An 18,704-nucleotide genomic window follows, 5' to 3' on the forward strand; every position below is an offset into this window, starting at 1 on the left:
TTTGTAAAACTCCATCATCGCGCCTGGGGTGGGGCCTCAACGCCTGCATCTTCCTTTGCCTCAGCAGCCCGCACCTGGGGAAGCACCAGCAAAACGAAGACACCAACCAGGGCCATAGCAACTCCTGCGACGGCGAAGACGTAGCCCAGGCCAAACAGCGTGGCGAAGAGCGCGCCAAGCGGCGGGGCCAGCACCTGAAAAAACGTTTGCAGCCCTATCGCAGCGGACGAAACGCGGCCCATCAGCTGGGGCGGCGTTTCTTTTTGTAAAATATAGCCGTAAGGTACGAAGATGGCGGCTCCGGCCAGACCCATAAGCAGCCAGATTGGCAACCACCCGGCGCCCACGCCCCTGATGGCAATAATCAACGCCAGACCAAGGATGGCAACCAGAACCCCGCTCATCACTTTGCCCGCGCCTATCAATCCCAGTGGATGAAAGCGATTGCCCCATTGGCCAACGATTACCGCGCCAATAGCAGTGCCCAGGCCTACCGATCCGACGGCCAGCCCCAGGTAGGCCTGATTGAGTCCCAGTTGTTCAACGGAAAGCGCCGCCAGCGAATCAAAGGTAAAAATGATGAAAATTGTGACCATCATACTGCCAACGGCAATGGCGAGGACCTTGCGATGCACGATATAGCTGATTCCGGCCACGAACTCGGACCAGAAATTGCTTTTCGGCGCTTCTTCCTGCTCTTCCTGGGATGGTAGTGCTGCCTCGATCCCGGCAGATTCTTCGCTTTGCTCAGAATGACGCGCTTGCACCATGTCATTCTGAGCAAAGCGAAGAATCTCCTGCATACTCGGTAGCTGGCTCAGGATGATGGCGGAGAGCAGGAAGGAGAGCGAGTCGGCGACGAAAGCGGCCTTCGGGCCGGCGGCCAGCACGATCACGCCGCCGATAGCCGGGCCAATCACCTTTGTGATTTGCGTTGAAAGCTGGCTCAGTGAATTTGCTGCCAGTAGATCATCCTCCGGCACTGTAAAACGAATCGTAGCCTGGCGCGCGGGGTCGAAAAAGGAGGTGAATATGCCTGCCGCCAGCACCAGCGCCAGCAAAACGTAGAGATTTGGGGCCCACACCAGCCCAAGCACCACAACCGCCCGCGCCAGGTCACAGGCGATCATTACGGTGCGGCGAGGCCAGCGGTCAACCCATACGCCGGCGAAAGGCGCTACCAGTATCGAGGGCAGGATGAGGGCCACCGAGAGCGCGGCCAAAGCTCCCGCCCCCAACTTCCAGGTAAAAGTAATCAGGCTGAGCAGCGCCAGCAAATCCAGCCAGTCGCCGAGATCAGAGATGACCTGGCCACCAAACAGCAGGCTGAAGGCCCGGTGTCGTAAAGGGGCCAGAATGGTAATGCGCGATATCATGATTGCTCCTATGACTGGTGGGAGCGGGCGACTACAAGGATCGCCCCTACTCAAGCGATATTAGCTGCGAGCCTGGCCATACCTCGCTCAACCACGTCACGGATAGCCTGGCTACCAAGGTGTACTGTCTGCATGGCGCTCACGCCAACAATCGAAGCCTGCTCCTGCGTCAGCGGCAGCTCGTCCAACGCGGCGTTCAGGTCATCCCGGTGGTGAGGATCGAGGTGCGCATGTTTGATTACGGTGCGGAAGGCCTGGCGCGGCAATCCGGTGCGCGCAATTTGCTCATCGACCTGTTCCAACGTCGGTGGATAGCCCTCCATCACCGCGATGTAGCCGAGCAGCGCCACGGGATGGTAATGAAAGATCCAGTAATACTGCGAGCCAACCATGGCCGCTACCGAAGGATAGGGCGCTCTCTGGAGAATCTCTCGCCGGTCGTAGCCGAGCACTTCCAGGTCATCTAGCAGCCAATCGTCGTGATGCATCTCCTCGCGGATATGCTTTGCCAGGTACCTGGCTACACCGGTAGCTACAGGATCATTCTCATCCATAGCGCGTGCCTGGCGGAGCGCCGCCTCCATCAAGGGAACGCTGGCGCGGATCATGGAGTGCATGGTGAACATGTACTCGGGATACAGCTCGGCGAGGCGCGGGTTGCTGGTGAGCGCGTAGCCGGCCGCCATCAGTTCCGGTAGCACTATTTCAATTTTGTAACGCAATCGTGCGCTGTTGCTGATTGTTGTCATCTGTCGATCTGTCCTCCCATTACTGCCATGGCATTCAATAGCCGGTCTGATCTATCTCCTAGAGGATCTGCGCGTCTCTGCATCGCCCAGCAAAGATCGCACATGCCTCGAAATTCCTTTTTCGCAAGATCCGCGTACTTTGGATGCATCGTCAGCGCGCCAACGCCCATCCTGTGTACCACCTGTAGCAATGGATCGGCGCCGAACAAATCCAGCGCCTCGCGCAGTTCCTCTCTTGTCTTGCACTGGCGACGCAGCCGCGGTGATCCCCAGCCCATCAGTACATGTTCATTACAGCACGCGGTAACAATGCCGTCATAGCGAATCATCTGCGCTGAAACGTTATCGCAGGCTGGAAACACCTCACCGGGCCAGCGTTCGCCCGTTTTCGAGAGGAATATCTTCTCCCCTCTGCCCGCGGAGAGAGGGATGACCCGTTTAAATTCCACATAGTCGGTGACACGGTCGCCAAAGGCCTGATCTAGCAGTCGTTCGGCCCGCTGCACCATTGCGGGAATATCCAGCACCTGAACGACCATCCAGGCAGCTTCCTCAGCGATGGTACGCGCCGCACGGATGAAGCGCTCGTCATCGATGCTGGCGGCATGGAACGAGTCGGTGCTGAGAAAGACACAGCTTGCGCGCCTGAGAACCTTGCGAATCCAGTCCGGGATCTCGGCGTTGGCCCACACGCCGCTGGTGTAGATAACGATATGCTTGCTATCAGCAAGGCGCTCGGTTGCCAGCGCCAGCCCGCGGCGCTCAACGAAGGGTTCTCCACCGGTGATGCCGACCATCTCCACCTCCGGTCTGTTCCGAATTTCATCAATGATCGCTTCGAAGAGCGCAAAGTCGCTGATGCTGGGGCTATCAGGGCGCGAATCCACCGAGCAATGCGCGCAACCAACAGGACAACGGTCGGTGATGAACAGGCCGATGGAGCGCCCCCGCGTGTTGCGCAAGTAGCCGACCTCGTCCAATTTCAATTGACGCATAGTTCTCTCCTCTCCGGGTCGTAGCCGAGACCGAGCATGTACTGGTAGGCCTGAATGCCGAAACTCGAACGTTGCTGCTGGATTGTCACCAGCTGGCGCTCGACGAAGCGCATGGTCTGACGGGCCATCAGCGGTGCGAGTCGTTCAGAGATCGCCGGATCATCAGCCAGCCTGTAGCAGGTGCTGCAATAGCCGTCGCAGTCTACTTTGCCCGCGCTGTGGCGATTCGCGATATATTCGGGACCAAAGACACGAATGGCGCGCAGTAGATTTGATTGCAATAAACGCCCGGAGATGGTAGTCCAGTCGTCTTCCAGGGAGTGTCCGAGGCGGAGATGGGGCGGCACCGGGCCATCTACGACCTCCTGGTTGCAGCAGGCGATGATCGTTCCATCATAGGTCATTACGGGCCAGGTGGCGAGTCCGCACGGCTGGGGAGCAATGTCTAAGGGAGCATAGTGCTCGCGTTCCTCTAACCACTCCCTGGCGCGTCCTACCGCGTTCACGGGCGCGACATATGCTGGGACGCGGTCATTGAAGGTGCGCCGGATATCGGCGGTGACATCGGCCAGGTAGGGGTCGTTTTCGTCCATCCCGACCACCTGGATACTCACATCCTGGCCGCGCTCCACCAGTGCCTTCAGAACGCGAAACACAGCGGCCCGTGGCACCTGCTGCTCGTGAAAGATGTCGAGGCTGGCAGTGAAGTGGTCCAACCCGGCAATAGCGCGCTCAATGGATGGCGGTATCTGCTGCTGGCGCGCAAAGAACATGCCCGAAGTCAAGGAGACGCGAGTACCTGCCGCGTGAGCAAGTTCGATTAACCGCTGGACCAGTCTGGGTCGCAACAAAGCTTCTCCGCCTGTGAGCATCAGCACCTGCGGGTGGTTAGCCGGCGTGAAGGTTTCGACAAAGCGCAGGAATATCTCTCCGGCGTACTGCTCACTGGTCATAAGCGAGTTCGTGGAGCAGTGAGCGCACTTAAGCGGGCAGCGCCTCGTCAGCGACAGGAAGAGCCCCGCAGCGGGTATTGGCCGTAATTTTATAATTTCCATGACGTGCATGCAGTACACCTCCTATTGCTTAGCCCTGCACTACTATAGTCTCCCGCTAATAAATGAAGTAGCCTACTCCACTCTCCGGCCACGATTGAAATGCCAGGATGCTTGCATCGATTTGCTCTTTGCTGGCAAGCAGAATCTTCAATTCTCCCGGTGAAAGCGTAGTCAGTACCTCAACCTGCTCGCCGGGTATCTGTTCCAGAGTGAACCCGGCGCTCTTTAAAACATTGAGCGATTTGTTTGTGTCAAGTTGTTGCGGCATACATCTGAACCCCTTAGCTGAACTTGCCCAAATTCTGTATGATCGGTGACATCCCATGAGCGGGATGTCACCAGTACTTCTCCCTCTCTCTCATCGCTCACCCGAAAGGTGACCTGGAAGCCGAAGCCCCTGGTAACCTTTCCGGGTGACATTTAGCGAAGGACTAGAAGTATCTTAGTAATAGAAGTTGCCATTACCCTTGGCGTAACCCTGCACATCGGCAGCCTCGTCCAGACGCTTTTTCGTCCTTACCAGCACATCCACTTCCTCGGGGCTGAGTGAGGATATGACCAGGCGCTGCTCCTCGTTCATGGTGTCGGTATTCATACCAACCTCTTCCAAAGCCTTGATCGGATCTGGTTGATTCTGGGTCATAGAAGAATTACCTCCTCTTTTCTTAGTAAAGTGACAGTTGTGTTTAGATCGGTTTGTCGCAAACCGGTGGCCTTCGCGTGAGAGCGAAGCCTTTATGTTATGAAATCCTGGAATTATTAGCGGCCTTATCACCTCTTTCTCTTAATGGAGCTTCCTGATATCCCGGTGGACGATCACAAGATTCGCCCCTCATAAATTTTTCCAACCGGATCGGGCGCTGCTGTAGGGCGCGGGGACAGGCACGAGGCGCTGTCCCTACAGGATATGGGACGCAGACGCCCCTTATTCCCTGCTCTGATTGTCAAAATTCATCAGGAGGATGGCCGGCCCTCCTGACGGTTGGGATATCCGGCAGGCCTTCCCTGCTCAAGGCCGCTGCGCGCGGCATGAGAAAACCCACGCCATACGTTTGTTAAAGAACGCCTTTCGAGCGCAGCAGTAATTCCTTGAGTATTTGATAGGCCGCGCTTCCCTGGTTCCCTACCTCGACCATCTGCGATGTCAGGGCAATGTAATGGCCGCTCGGGTATATTTCCAGTATCTCTTCCTTTCCCTCTGCCAGCGCATCTTGCTGGGGTGGGTACTCGGCTAACCAGTTCGTCAACCGCTTGAAATCGGGGGTCTGTCCCTGAAAACGCTGCTGGAAGTAATAATCCGCGACCTCCGACCGGTTCAGAACCCCATCAACGTTGCGAAGAGGCGTTCGATACTGAACCGTCTCGATAATGGGCTGCGTCGGCTTATCATTGCGTTGTTGAACGGGGACCAGGCAGGGTCCGTACTTTGCGAAGTACAGGATACTATGGTTCGTGTCTATCCCGCCCACGAAAGGGCGATTATCCCGAAATGACTCCAATGATGCTGCTACCTTATTAATGGCCGTGGTTCGCATATCTTGTGGATTGCGCACCCTGCCATCATGGTCTATCCAGTAGAGGCTGCGTATGATGTCGTCGCCGGAATATGCTCCAATTTTCTGGATGCCGAAATCTTGATAGCGTTTCGCCACAATAGAGCCTCTGGTCAGCACGAAATCCCCGATTCCGGCCAGCGTCCAGTAGTCGTTGTGTTCAAGCAGAAACTCGAAGGTGGCACGCGCCTCTTCAGGTGTTTCAGTCGGAAAGCCGATGAAGCCCATCATCTGCGCTCCAATGCCCGCGCGCGCCAGTTCTCGCAGCACTTCCGGCACCTGGTCGAGGTGTACCCCTTTATTAATCAGATTGAGAACGCGCTGCGAGCCAGATTCATAGCCAAATGAGATGGCAACGCATCCCGCGTTTTTCAATTCGTCTGCTAATCCTTGTCTGAAAGTGCGTTCCAGGCGCAGCTCCGCGCTCCACCGGATGTCAATTCCATTTTCCTGGATGGCATGGCAGAGCTTGCGCAAGTAGGACGGCGAGATTGCGTCCACCGAAAAGTAAAGCGTGCGGGCAAAGCGCGTGATGTTTCGCAATTCCCGTATCGTGGCCTCGATGGGCCTCATGCGCGAGGGCGAAGTTGGAGAATCGGTATTGAGTCCATAATCACAAAAGGTGCATTTATTCCAGTAACAGCCTCGTGTCGGCGAATAGAGGACAACGGGTTCGGGAGACCAGTACTGCTTCCAATCCCAGATGTCGTACCTGGCATCGGCAAGCGCGGCTAAGTTTTCGTACCGCGCCGCCGGCTGCATAATTGTTACCGGATCGTCTGGCAGCAGTATTCCTGGGCGCTGCCGGGGCAGGGGCTTACGCTCGCGTATCGCATCAAGTATCTCGATAAGCGCCGTTTCCCCCTCACCCGCTACAATGACATCGCAATCGGGGAATAGCGTCCATATCTGCCGCGGATCGTTCAGGTACTTAATGTCATCGCTGATCTCCGTTCCGCCCAGGCAAATGATGCACTCCGGGCGCAAAGATCGGATGAGCTTGCACATGGCAATGGCAAAAGGCAACTGGTCGGCATAGTTGACAGAGAGGCCGACAAGGTCCCAGGCGCGGCTCAGAATAGTATCAGCGAAAGGACCGTTAAGATACGGCGAGAACGGATTCAGGAGCCTGTTCAGGCAGGAAGGGTTGGTCAGGTCGCCGATACTGCTGAGATTGCCTACAACTGTAGGAACGAATGCGAAATTATGGAACTGGCCGGCAAATCCCTGCACAGACAAAAAATCCAGCCAGCGATTCATTATCATGACCGCATGACGATATAAGCCATAGTCATAAAATGCCTCTGCATCCTGCAAGATCGCTATCGCCTGGCGTACCATGCATGGCTTGAAACCGACTGCCGCTAAAGCGTAACGGTACGTGAGCTGCTCGCCGCGCGTTAACCGCCCTTTCTTCTCCAGGCGAAGGCGGATATCCTCGCAATACTGGAGCTGACCGGCAACCTGTTCCGGCCGCGCCAGGTAATTGAGGGCTTCAATATTGGCATCAAGGCAGGTGATATTTGTATAACCGGCATTAGATGTCGCACCCACAAGATAAGAAATCGAATGGTAAGGGGCAGTCGGGTCGGTCAGCGGCGTATTGATAAGCAGGTACTGTATCTCGTCGTATTTCACTGTGGTTCCCCTAACGTTTTACCATGAAAAAGACTCTCGCGCATGTCATTCTGAATGAAGTGAAGAATCCGCAGCACGTACTTGATCGATCTGGCTCAACAGAGCTTCTTCCCCTTCGTTGCTCAGGGCTTCGGCTTCTTGCGCTCAGAATGACACGTCCGAACTGGTTTTTAGCGGCATGCTATTTTCACGTTCATAAACTTGCTACACAGTAAACGGTGCCTATGAAGAAATTTAGCACCTCAATCGTAGGGATGTATCCTGGTAGTCGCCCGCACGTGTGCTTGTAAAAAGAAAAATATGTGGCTTTTCAAGAAGATGAGAGGCCGATTGGCAGGAGAGACGAACATTCGCAAGTGTGCCTGACGAAAGAGACAGTTTCAATTGAAAGAAGATTGGTTCGTAGTAATTACTGAATGGGGAAGCACATGTTATTGAAAGGGTTGGAAAGAAAATAGGGTGCTTGAGTGCCGTGTGATGCATTAAGATGTACCACACAACGCTCAAGCACTCCGTTTGCGGCAAATTGTTCTATATTGCCATCTCTTCCTGCGCAATTTGGGAGAACTGCTCGTTATACAACTTCGCGTAGAGGCCGTTGCGCTCCAGCAGTTCCTCGTGGGTGCCGCGCTCCACGATCTCGCCATGATCTACCACCAGGATCACGTCTGCCGCCAGGATAGTCGAAAGGCGGTGCGCAATTGCCAGCGTTGTGCGATTCTTCATCAATGGCTCCAACGCGGCCTGAATCAGGCGCTCGGAGTGCGTATCGAGCGCGCTGGTGGCCTCGTCCAGGATCAGGATGCGCGGATTCTTGAGAATGACACGGGCGATGGCGATACGCTGCTTCTCGCCGCCGGAGAGCTTGAAACCTCGCTCGCCGACCAGCGTCTCGTAGCCATCGTCGAGTTCCATGATGCGATCATGGATGGCCGCGGCCTTCGCTGCGGCGATCATCTCCTCCTCGGTCGCATCGAGTCTTGCATAGAGCAGGTTTTCGCGAATGGACGCGTTGAACAGGTACGTTTCCTGCGTCACCACGCCGATGATATCGCCGAGCGAGGACAACGCGATGTCCTTGACGTTATGCCCATCGATTTCTACGGAGCCGCTGTCCACGTCATAGAGACGGGGAACGAGATAGGTGATCGTGGTCTTGCCCGCGCCACTTGGCCCGACCAGCGCGGCCAGTTGTCCCGGCTGGATGTCGAACGAAACATGGTTCAGCGTCGGACGGTCCGTCGTTTCCAGTACCTGCTCGGTCATCGTCACCGGCACGGCTACGACCGGCTTATCCGCCTTGCCATTACCTTTGCCGTCACCATTTGTTTTGCCATTATTCGTATCCAGTCCGATCAGGCTGCTAATGGACTCATCTCGCTTGTACGTGAATGAGACATCGTTGAATGTAATCTCGCCACGCACGTCATCATTCGTCAGGTGAAGAGGATTGGGCGAATCCTGTATATCAATCGGCAGGTCCAGGTATTCAAAGATGCGGTCGAACAGCGCCAGCGCGCCCTGGATATCTACCTGTATGCTCAGCAATTGCCCTATCGGGAAGAACAACCTGCTTTGCAGCGTCGTAAAGGCCACGATGCCGCCGAGGGTAATTCCTGAGTGCAGCGGATTATTGATAATTTGCCAGCCCGCGACCAGGTAGACTACCGCCGGGGTGATCGAGAAAAAGGTGCCGATGAACATGAAGAACCAGCGGCCAATCATCTGCTGGCGCACTTCCAGGTTGGTCAGGTTTTGATTCTCTTTCTCGAAGCGCTCCTGGGCATATTTCTGGCGCCCGAAGGTCTTGCTCAACAAAATGCCACTGACCGAGAGCGTCTCCTGCATCATAGCGGTCAGGGCGGCCATACTCTGCTGCGTCTCCTTGCTCGTCACCCTGCGCACGTTGCCGACCTTATACGTGATCCACAAGAAGATCGGCAGCAGGCCAAGCGATATCAGCGTCAATAGCGGGCTGATGAAAAGCATGGCGATGATCGTACTCAGCGCCGTGGAGACATTAGAAACGATGCTGGTTGCCGTATTCGTCACTACCCCCTGCACGCCGCCTACGTCGTTTGATAAACGCGACTGGATCTCACCGGTCTTGGTGGAAGTAAAGAAGCGCAGCGACAGGCTCTGCAAATGTTCATAGAGTTTATTGCGGAAATCGCGCATCACCTGTTGACCGATCATATTATTCAGATAGGTTTGCCCAACGCCGATGATACCGGTAATGATGGGCATAATGATCATGATACCAACAAAGATGATCAGCAGGTGCAGGTTGCGTTTTCCAATCGCGTCATCAAAAATGAACTGGATCAGGAACGGGTTGACAAGCCCCAACACGGTCGTGAGGATGATAGCGATCAATACGAGTATGATCTGAAATTTATACGGACTAAAGGCCGCCGCCACGCGCCGCACGGTTCGTGAGTCGGTCTTACGTCCCCGTTTTTTCTGTTCTTCGGCATAGGCGGCCATACCGCCGCCCATTCCATGAAATGCCATAGAATATGTACTCCAATCTAGCCCCCAGGCCCTGATCTAAAGTATAAACCATTCCCCGGCTGATTACACCGTCTGAGTGGACAGTTTACGACCCTGTAAATTCTGACAGGCCTGGAGGCAGAATGGTTTTACAGTTTCTGCTGGCGTTTTTTCAACTCGCTCTCCCGTCTCCTGATCTCCCTCTCGCGCTTGCGTCGCTGTAGCTCTTTATAGCGTTGGGCGTCTTTCATGCGAATGCTGACCGTCACAATGACGAGGATAAATAGCACAAGAGAAAAGACGGCCGTAAAGCTGACGTAGGCAGCTACCCAGAAGAGTAATCCCGGCGTCAATCCTATTCGCTCGACGAGAGCGTTAAGAACGAGTCCGGCCAGAATTGTGAAGAGAACAGCATCTATGCCCAGCACTACAAAGAACAGCTTGACCAATGCCGGATGACTTATTGTGCCTTTCATTGCCTCCTCCTTTCGCCCGTGATGTCGAAGTGCTAGATATGGGCTATACCGGTGAGCTTATTGTTGCCAGGCATATGCTCGAACTCACAACAAACAAAACGGGAAGAAGACGCCTCTATCAAAAATGTCTGGTGTATTCGCACTTTACCTTTTCTGGTTGTACTTTTCTCGATCTCCTGTTTGGGATTGAAACTACGCAGCCAGATCGTCACGTCGAAGACAAATTACTTGCGCCAGCCGTTTGTACGCCAGACTGAGCAGGGAAGCGTGCCGGCTTTTTGCCACCGGATCATTTGGAAGCAATCCCTGATAGTCCTGCAAACGAATCCCTACATCTAAGAAAGCCTGTTGCAACGCTGTTGGTTGCCCGTCTTCAAAGGACATGCGACTTGCCAGGTCTATTAAGAGCGCATTACGTGTCGCCGCAGGGAATCCGGCTACCACATGCGCGATCTTGGTAAAGAGCCAGCTGGTGTACATGGTATCGAACGCTAATTCTGCCGGGTCTACCAGGTTGTCTAGCTTGATTTGTCCTCCCGCTAAGCAATCGTCCTGATCGAAACGAGTCAGCCTCCCCTCTTTTCGCAGCCGGTCTAGAAAATGGTTCCTGGCAATTCTCATGCTCAACCTTTCCAGCGAGATAATGGCGATACCACCATATTGGGCTTTTAAAGCGTACTCAAATGTACGCCCGACAGCAAAAAGTACTATGTCCCATGCCACATCACTTTCCTGGCCATACCAGGAATTGAGATGGGCATTGTAAACCCAGTAGTTGACAATGGGGAACAGCTTTGAATAAAGGAGGCCCCAGGTGCCATCTCCGGTCTGCTCGATTGTAACGCTTTGGGACGAATGGTAGAAGCTATTCATCTGCACTCCTCTCAGAAAATCTGAGTAATCTAAGATTTTCTGATGCTATAATAAGACTGACCTACAAAGCTTTCTTACTTTATTCTAAGCGAACCTTAATTTAAGTACAGATGAATGTTCAAAGTGCTATTTGGCTTCTTGAGATGGAATACTTTTTCTCTTCTTTAGCAAAGTATAATCAGAAAAATGTACAGAGTCAAGTAATTTTCATTAGAATTTTTGCGAATTTTGAGGATGTTAATAAGAAGTTATGAGAAGGTTAATTCTAAAATATTCAAATTATCACAAGTTACTTACGGTGGTTAGAAATACCTTCGGATTTGTCATAGGTTTTTTAATGTAAAATTCTGATCTGTATTAGTTCTATTGATTAAAACGTGTCAAGTTGTATCAAATAAAATCGATGTGATTTAAAGGATGGGCTTGAGGTTTTCGTTCATCATGGCTTGCTTGAAGACTGAAATTATTACACAGTTTGCCTCTTGACACCTTTCAGCAAAAAAGATAGAATAAACTAGGATTTCTTGTGAGTTGAAGTAAGCTTTTCTTGGATTGAGAGCGGTGAAAGTGGGTAAGCTGACAAGCAAGTATGTGTCCCAGATAAAATCCTCTACAAGAAATGTTATGGAAAAGCGTCAATAATATATGTTCATTAATATGAAAATGTAATAGTACGAAGTCTTCTCAGGAGACAGGTATGAACCAGCCAGACGTGGAACACATCAAGCAGTATCTTCAAGAGGGGGAAGTTCAAAAGCGTGTGCAGGAGCGCATCCTCTACGCGCGCTCGCGTGCGGCAGTGACCATCAGTCGCGCTGCCCAACTGTTCGGCTTTACTGAAAACCAGTTAAGGGAATGGGAAAAACGAGGATTAATCCAATCTAATAGACCTGCTCTGTCACAGGATGGCAAACAGGGAAGGCAGCCCAAAGCCGATGGAACTGCTCCGTCACAAGATGGCAAGGCGCCGGCCAGCCACCGGCAATATTCACCCGAAGAGCTTGATAAGCTGGCACTGATCCGAGAATTATTGGAACATGGGTATGGACTGAACGAGATTCCTAAGAATATCGATGAGATTTGGAAACAGGTCCTGGGCAAACAACAGAGCGAGATTGAGGCCCTGGAGGCGCAAGAAGGCAGGCAGATCCAAGAAATCAGGCATGTACCCCTTGAGAGGCGCATAGAAAGCCTGGATCAAAAAGAGTTCTGGCGTTACTTCACGGCACAGGTCCTACGATTATCTCTTTTGTTGATTTGCGAAAATAATCCAGATACGCTTGCCGGCTTCGTAATCCCGCTTGAGCGGAAGCAAGTTCCCACTCTTGTGCATACCCCACAAGACCTACCCAAACTGGGATCTGTACTGTTTGGTTGGCTTGGCCGGAATGACACGTTTTATACTTTTATTGATCCTGCCCCCACCTTTGAATACCCCAGTGATTTTCGTATCGAGTACTTACGTCCTTTTGGAGCGGAGAGGCCACCCGAAGATACAGTTCAAGATAATGTCCTGATAATTATCCAGAGAAAAGCCAAACCTGTTATGCTTAGCGCCGAGCTTGTACAGGTCATCGCTCGTTTTGTGAAGCTCCTCTATAACAATAAAGAGCACTGGTACTCCGCTTTTGACTATGAGATGCACGACTGGCTCTATCAAGTAGCCGATTTCAACAGGAACGTCAACTATCCTGACGAGACTTTCAATAGCCTGGCCAACATAGTGGTAGAACTGGGTGGAAAAACGGGCGACGGCACATCCCGCTGGTGGTTTTGTAATCTCTTCCTGCCGCGAGATACTTCACTGCCCCTTCAACAGCGTAACCTGGTTGTGCGAGCGCACAGCAAGGCGGCGCCTATTCATATTGATACGTATGTACTCTCTAGCAGAAATCCAGGTCTGACATTTCGGGCCTATCAGAGTGGGCATGTTATCTACCGGCCACGGATCACACCTCAAGACCCTGTTCTCGCCTATTGGGAGTTCGAACAATCAACACGCTCCGCAATCGCTATTCCGATTGCCGGGCGGGAGGGCCTTGCTGCTGCCTGCCTGTATGTCTCCTCAGAATACGAGGATGCATTTTCAGTAGAAGACCAGCGTGTTTTGCGTGTGATAACGCGAATGATGGAGGAACTGTTAGCAACCTATCAGGCCCGCAGTCAGGTAACAGGCAAGTTCAGCGACCTGATCACCGATCCAGGACTTGTGGATACCTCCTTTAAGGAATTCCTACCCGAGGATGCGTTTATCAACGATGTCGAAGCGATCCTTGCTGATATTCATGGACGAGATATGGGCGAGTTGAATGATACAGATGTGCTTTCTTTTGTCGATATCGATATCGATAATCTGAGCAGTCTAGCTACAAAATATGGTGATCGCATAACAAGAAACTTGAGCCGGGCCGTTGGTTCGCGGATACAAGGACAGCTACGTCTTGAATCGAAGAAAGAACAGATTAAGCGATATCATGTGAATGCCGATAGTTACTATCTCCTTTTAAAGGAGATGACACTTGAAGATGCGCGTTATCTCGCCGAGCGTCTGCGGCGGCTAGGAGGAGATTATCGTATTGATGCTCGTGGTGTAAGTGCATACCGGCAACTACCACCAGAAGAACTGTTAGAACTCCCCAATGTCACCATACGGCTCGGAGTACAATCTTATCCCTATGTAAAGTTAAAAGAGATTTTGCAGCGCTACCCTGTCGATACAGCTATAACGAAAACAAGAGTTTTGATTATGGAAAATATCGAGGAGAGCCTGATACGCGGGCAACGTGAAGGGGGGAATTGTATTATCAGCTGGGATCCTGATATATGGACTTATAGGCGCTGGTCCCCTCCTGATGGCGTCTGAACCTCAACTCGTAGCCAGACAATTCTCCCAAATTCCTGTTACTATTAACCTTTCTTATCCGTATTACATTTCAAATGCTGAATTACTGATACCAATTCTATTCGCTTGCTATGCTCGTTGCTTGAGGAGAGGACAACGAGTATTTCCAGGGCTCAACAAGAGATGGAAGATGGTTCGAGGACATAAGGGGAGAGCTTTGTATGACGGTCTATCTGTTTATACTGGGAATGCCTGGTAGTGGGAAATCAAGTATTGCGCGCTTTATTCAAGCATACGCAGAAGTCAAACATTGGATCGCCAGATCGCATTATAATGATTATGAGATTTTGCACAGTATGTTCGAAAACGATAGCGCCTGCAAACAATTTAGGCCCGCTGATGGTGGTGGCTTTGATGTTATTGATCTGACCGCATTTGATACCGCGCTTCAGAAGTTGGAGGAGATAGTTAAAAAAGATGCCTCTCCGGCCCATAGAGAAGAAGTTGTCTTGATCGAATTTTCTCGTGCCGATTATCAACGTGCTTTCCGTCAATTCAGCAAAGCATTTTTGCAGAACCAAAATACATTTTTCCTCTACCTTGACACCGGGCTTGATATTTGCAAGCAACGAATAAAAAACCGCGTAACCGACCCGCGTTATGCGGACGATTATCCTGTCTCCGACTATATCTTTGAAAAATATTACCATCAAGATGATGGAGAGCTTCTACCTGATATGCTTGCACAGGAGTATCAGATTGAGCGCGAACAGGTGAAAATAATCAAGAATAATGGCCCATTGGAAGTTGTTGCGGCAGAAATTCGTGCGTTTATTGATTTTATAATCAGCGAGGTTTCTAAGCATTTAGTCAAAGCAGGCGCATCCTAGATACTCTAGAGATTCTTCTATTCTCCTGCTGTTTCCCATCCTTATCCGGGTTGTTAAAAGCCCTTGCTTTCTGCCTGTTTTTCAGCATGAAATCGCGCAGGAAAGCATAAAATCATTCGTTGCCGCAATCCTCTGGCATGTGCAATCCCTCATGAAATATTTCAATATGTACATCTTTGTGTTAAAATTAGCCATTGTGTTCCAATCGCAAACGAGGGGAAGGTATTATCATGCCAATTAAACTGTTCCTTCTAGGTCTGCCAGGCAGCGGCAAATCGACGGTTGCGCGCTATATTACAAACTATGTAGAAGATAGGAAGTGGGCGGCGAAACATTGCGGCGATTATCCTTTTCTATACACAATGTTTGAGAAGGATATGAAGCACAAGCAATTTATGCCTGCCAAAAATGGCGGTTTCGATATGGTTGATCGTACTGTACTCGATATTGCCTTGCAGCAATTGGAACAAAGTATCCGCGAATATATCTCTAAAATGCAATCGACGAAGATCATTTTGATTGAATTTTCTCGTGCTGATTATCAACACGCTTTCTCGCAGTTCAGTAAAGCATTTTTGCAAGATCAGAATACCTATTTCCTCTACCTGGATACTGAGCTGGCTATCTGCAAGCAACGCATACAGAATCGTATAGACAATCCCCTTTTTGAGGATGATTATCCCGTCTCCGAGTACCTTTTTGAAAAATATTACCATCAGGATGATGGACAACTGCTACCAGATTTCCTCGAAAAAACATATCAGATCGACCAGCAGCGGGTGAAGATCATTTCCAATAACGGCCCATTAGAGGCAGTAACAGGAGAAATTGAGGCTTTTCTCCACGCAATGCTGGGAAAGCTGCCATGACCAATTGACCCCCGAGTCATTCTACCCATTTCCTTTACAACACCCTCGATTTCAGTTACACTGTACTCATGTATTGACTCGCGCGCAATCCTTTTCACCTTCGCTTCTCTATTCCGGTCTGGCTAAGCGCGCTAACGAGTAGTACACCGCACGTTTCAAATTTCTTAAAGGGGGAAAGAATGAATCAGCCTCAGAAGTATCCACTTGCCTTCTGGCAAAAACTCAGCACGGCAAAAACGCTCCGCGTCGCCTGCGTACTCACGGTCCTGCTGGTATTTCTTGGTCTCAGTCCCATTTCTCAGGCTCGCGAGACACAGGCGCTGAAGCGGAAAACAAATCCTATCCAGCACATTGTGATCATGGTGAAGGAGAATCGCACCTTCGACAACTATTTTGGTACCTTTCCGGGAGCCGATGGAGCCACTACCTACACCGGTACCGATGGCAAGCAACACCCGCTGACCCACGATCCCGATACACTGGCCTCGGACATCCTGCACACCCATTATGCCTATCTCAAAGCGTTCGATCATGGGAAGCTGGACAAGTTCTCAGAACTCAAGGGCGCGATCCAGGACATCAACGGGCAGAAGGAAGATGTCGCGGACGGTCAGATGTACCAGTCGGATATTCCCAACTACTGGCAGTACGCGCAGACCTTTGCGCTGCCGGACCATTTCTTCTACACCATCAACTCGGATAGCTTCCCCAACCATCTCTTCTCGATTGCCGCGACCGACGACGACGTATTTGGACTTCCTCATATCACAAAACAGAAGGATAAATGGAACTGGGGCTGCGATGCTCCCCCGAATACCTATGTTCAACAGGAGCATCCAGACGGAACATTCGCCAAAACGTTCCCGTGTTTTTCGTTTGAGACGTTGGGCGATCTTCTCACCGCGAATGGCATTTCCTGGAAATACTACGCGCCGGGACAGGGCCAGGACGGTTACGAATGGTCGGCCTATAACGCCATTTCGGACATTCGCAATACGCAGCAGTGGCAGCAGCATGTCGTCGATTATACCCAGTTCGCGCAGGATGCCGCCGCCGGTACGCTGCCAACCGTCAGCTGGCTGGTGCAGCCTTCGAGCGTGAGCGACCATCCACCCGCCAGCGTTTGCGTCGGCGAGAACTTTACCGTGCAGCAGATCAACGCGATTATGAACAACCAGTCGCTCTGGAGTTCAACAGCGATTTTCCTGACCTGGGACGACTGGGGCGCCTTTTATGATCACGTCGTGCCGCCGGTGGGGCCCAACAAATATCTCGAGTATGGCCTGCGCGCGCCTCTGATCGTGATTTCGCCCTATGTCAAGCCGGGTTTCATCGATCACACCGTCTACAGCTTCCCCTCCATGCTCAAGTACGTGGAAACCACACTTAACCTGCCCTCGCTCGGCGGACTGGATCAGCAGGCTAATGACCTGACCAACGTATTCAACTACAGCCAGCAGCCCTTGCCTCCACTGGTCTTGCAAACCCGCTCCTGTTCGAGCCAGGCCTATAAGGTATCTGAAGAATTCGTGCCCAATCCCGATGTCTACGGAGATTGATTTAGCAACAAAAGACGAGGCCCATTTTCAGCCGCTCAGTCTGCTGAAAATGGGCCTCGTCTTTTGTTGCTAACACTTTCCCCTTGCATAACCTTGTCCTATATGCTACCACTAGTAGTGATAATTATGATGCATGTACAAGGGCGGCTCTCAGGTCGTCTTGAGAGGAGCAACGATGAATTTTGATCTCGACGCGGAGCAATTCGAAATTCGCGACATGGTACGTCGCTTCACCGAGCAAGAAATTACTCCTCATGCCGAGGAATGGGACGAAACGTATCACTTTCCCCGCGAAATCTACTCAAAAATGGGCGAACTCGGTCTGATGGGCATGACCACGCCTGAAGAGTATGGCGGCAGCGCCCTCAGCAGGCTCACGGCGGCGCTTGTTTACGAGGAACTGGCAAAAGGCGAGATGGCTACGGCTGTCGGCCTTTCGGTACACAATATGATTACCGGGTCGATAGCGCGTTTCGGCAACGAGGAGCAACGCCAGCGCTGGGTGCCGCGCCTGGCTTCCGGCGAGCTGCTGGGTGCATTTTCGTTGAGTGAGGCATCGTCTGGAACCGATGCTGCGAGCCTGCAATGCCGCGCCGGACGCTCCGGCGATTCCTACGTGATTAATGGCACCAAGATGTGGGTCACGAACGGCGGCGAGGCCGATATCTATCTGCTGATGGTGCGTACCGCGGAGGGTAGGGGCTCAGCGGGCATCTCCTGCTTCGTGGTCGAGAAAGGCACGCCTGGCTTCTCCTTTGGCAAAACAGAGCGTAAAATGGGTCTGCACTCCTCTCCGACGCGCGAGCTGATCTTCGAGAATTGCGAGATACCGCTTGCTAACCGCATCGGCGAAGAGGGTCAGGGCTTCAAGATAGCGCTCGCATCGTTGGACGGTGGGCGCATCAACATCGGAGCCATTGCTGTGGGGGTGGCACAGGCGGCGTTTGAAACAGCCACAAAGTACGCGCACGAGCGCATGCAGTTCGGCCAGCCGATCAGCAGTTTTCAAGGCATCCAGTTCATGCTGGCGGATATGGCGATGAAGATCGAGGCGGCGCGCCTGCTGGTCTACGAGGCAGCCTACAAGCTGGACGAGGGACAGAGCGCGAGCATGTATTCCTCGATGGCCAAGTGCTTCGCGACCGATACGGCCATGGAGGTTACGACCAACGCCGTGCAGGTGCTGGGTGGAGCAGGCTACGTGCGCGATTATCCGGTCGAACGTTACATGCGTGATGTGAAGGTGGCGCAGATTTTCGAGGGCACGAATCAGATCCAGCGTGTGGTGATCGCACGGGCATTAAAGCATTAAACTTGATAAGCATGGAAAAACGGC

15 protein-coding genes are annotated in these 18,704 nt (G+C 52.1%); 5 read left to right on the top strand and 10 right to left on the bottom strand.

The window, feature by feature from the left end; genetic code table 11:
- Nucleotides 1–14: 14 nt before the first annotated feature.
- The 10 genes from VFA09_09145 to VFA09_09190 form a co-directional block, all read right to left on the bottom strand.
- On the bottom strand, nt 15–1,376 hold the full coding sequence (locus VFA09_09145; protein ID HZU67433.1) for an MFS transporter: 1,362 nt from the start codon (nt 1,374–1,376) through the stop codon (nt 15–17).
- 50 nt (nt 1,377–1,426) lie between these two features.
- Entirely contained in the window at nt 1,427–2,125 is a 699-nt protein-coding gene (locus VFA09_09150; protein ID HZU67434.1) for an iron-containing redox enzyme family protein, read from the bottom strand.
- Entirely contained in the window at nt 2,122–3,120 is a 999-nt protein-coding gene (locus tag VFA09_09155; protein ID HZU67435.1) for a radical SAM protein, read from the bottom strand. Before VFA09_09155 ends, VFA09_09150 begins: the two co-directional genes overlap by 4 nt.
- Nucleotides 3,108–4,184, bottom strand: a complete 1,077-nt coding sequence (locus VFA09_09160) for a radical SAM protein (GenBank protein HZU67436.1) — start codon at nt 4,182–4,184, stop codon at nt 3,108–3,110. Before VFA09_09160 ends, VFA09_09155 begins: the two co-directional genes overlap by 13 nt.
- 46 nt (nt 4,185–4,230) lie before the next feature.
- Nucleotides 4,231–4,443, bottom strand: a complete 213-nt coding sequence (locus VFA09_09165) for an aroma-sacti cluster domain-containing protein (GenBank protein ID HZU67437.1) — start codon at nt 4,441–4,443, stop codon at nt 4,231–4,233.
- 174 nt (nt 4,444–4,617) lie between these two features.
- On the bottom strand, nt 4,618–4,818 hold the full coding sequence (locus tag VFA09_09170) for an aroma-sacti cluster domain-containing protein (protein HZU67438.1): 201 nt from the start codon (nt 4,816–4,818) through the stop codon (nt 4,618–4,620).
- 412 nt (nt 4,819–5,230) lie between these two features.
- Complete coding sequence (locus VFA09_09175) at nt 5,231–7,366, bottom strand: radical SAM protein (protein ID HZU67439.1); 2,136 nt, start codon at nt 7,364–7,366, stop codon at nt 5,231–5,233.
- A gap of 531 nt (nt 7,367–7,897) precedes the next feature.
- Nucleotides 7,898–9,880 (bottom strand): ABC transporter ATP-binding protein, encoded by a 1,983-nt coding sequence (locus tag VFA09_09180; protein HZU67440.1) that lies wholly within the window; start codon nt 9,878–9,880, stop codon nt 7,898–7,900.
- A gap of 128 nt (nt 9,881–10,008) precedes the next feature.
- Complete coding sequence (locus tag VFA09_09185; protein ID HZU67441.1) at nt 10,009–10,335, bottom strand: hypothetical protein; 327 nt, start codon at nt 10,333–10,335, stop codon at nt 10,009–10,011.
- A gap of 192 nt (nt 10,336–10,527) precedes the next feature.
- Nucleotides 10,528–11,208, bottom strand: a complete 681-nt coding sequence (locus VFA09_09190; GenBank protein ID HZU67442.1) for a hypothetical protein — start codon at nt 11,206–11,208, stop codon at nt 10,528–10,530.
- A gap of 697 nt (nt 11,209–11,905) precedes the next feature.
- On the opposite strand from VFA09_09190, the gene VFA09_09195 reads away from it, so the two are divergent.
- From VFA09_09195 to VFA09_09215, 5 genes are all read left to right on the top strand, one after another.
- Nucleotides 11,906–14,071, top strand: coding sequence for a MerR family transcriptional regulator (locus VFA09_09195; protein HZU67443.1), 2,166 nt, complete (start codon nt 11,906–11,908; stop codon nt 14,069–14,071).
- Nucleotides 14,072–14,271: 200 nt separating this feature from the next.
- Nucleotides 14,272–14,940: a hypothetical protein gene (locus VFA09_09200; protein HZU67444.1), complete on the top strand. Its 669-nt coding sequence runs from the start codon at nt 14,272–14,274 to the stop codon at nt 14,938–14,940.
- Nucleotides 14,941–15,170: 230 nt separating this feature from the next.
- The gene (locus VFA09_09205; protein HZU67445.1) at nt 15,171–15,809 is read left to right on the top strand and encodes an AAA family ATPase; all 639 of its coding nucleotides are present in this window, start codon (nt 15,171–15,173) and stop codon (nt 15,807–15,809) included.
- A gap of 179 nt (nt 15,810–15,988) precedes the next feature.
- Nucleotides 15,989–17,368: an alkaline phosphatase family protein gene (locus VFA09_09210; GenBank protein ID HZU67446.1), complete on the top strand. Its 1,380-nt coding sequence runs from the start codon at nt 15,989–15,991 to the stop codon at nt 17,366–17,368.
- 175 nt (nt 17,369–17,543) lie between these two features.
- Nucleotides 17,544–18,680, top strand: a complete 1,137-nt coding sequence (locus VFA09_09215; GenBank protein HZU67447.1) for an acyl-CoA dehydrogenase family protein — start codon at nt 17,544–17,546, stop codon at nt 18,678–18,680.
- Nucleotides 18,681–18,704 lie beyond the last annotated feature (24 nt).

Source organism: Ktedonobacteraceae bacterium (assembly GCA_035653615.1).
GTDB lineage: Bacteria > Chloroflexota > Ktedonobacteria > Ktedonobacterales > Ktedonobacteraceae > DASRBN01.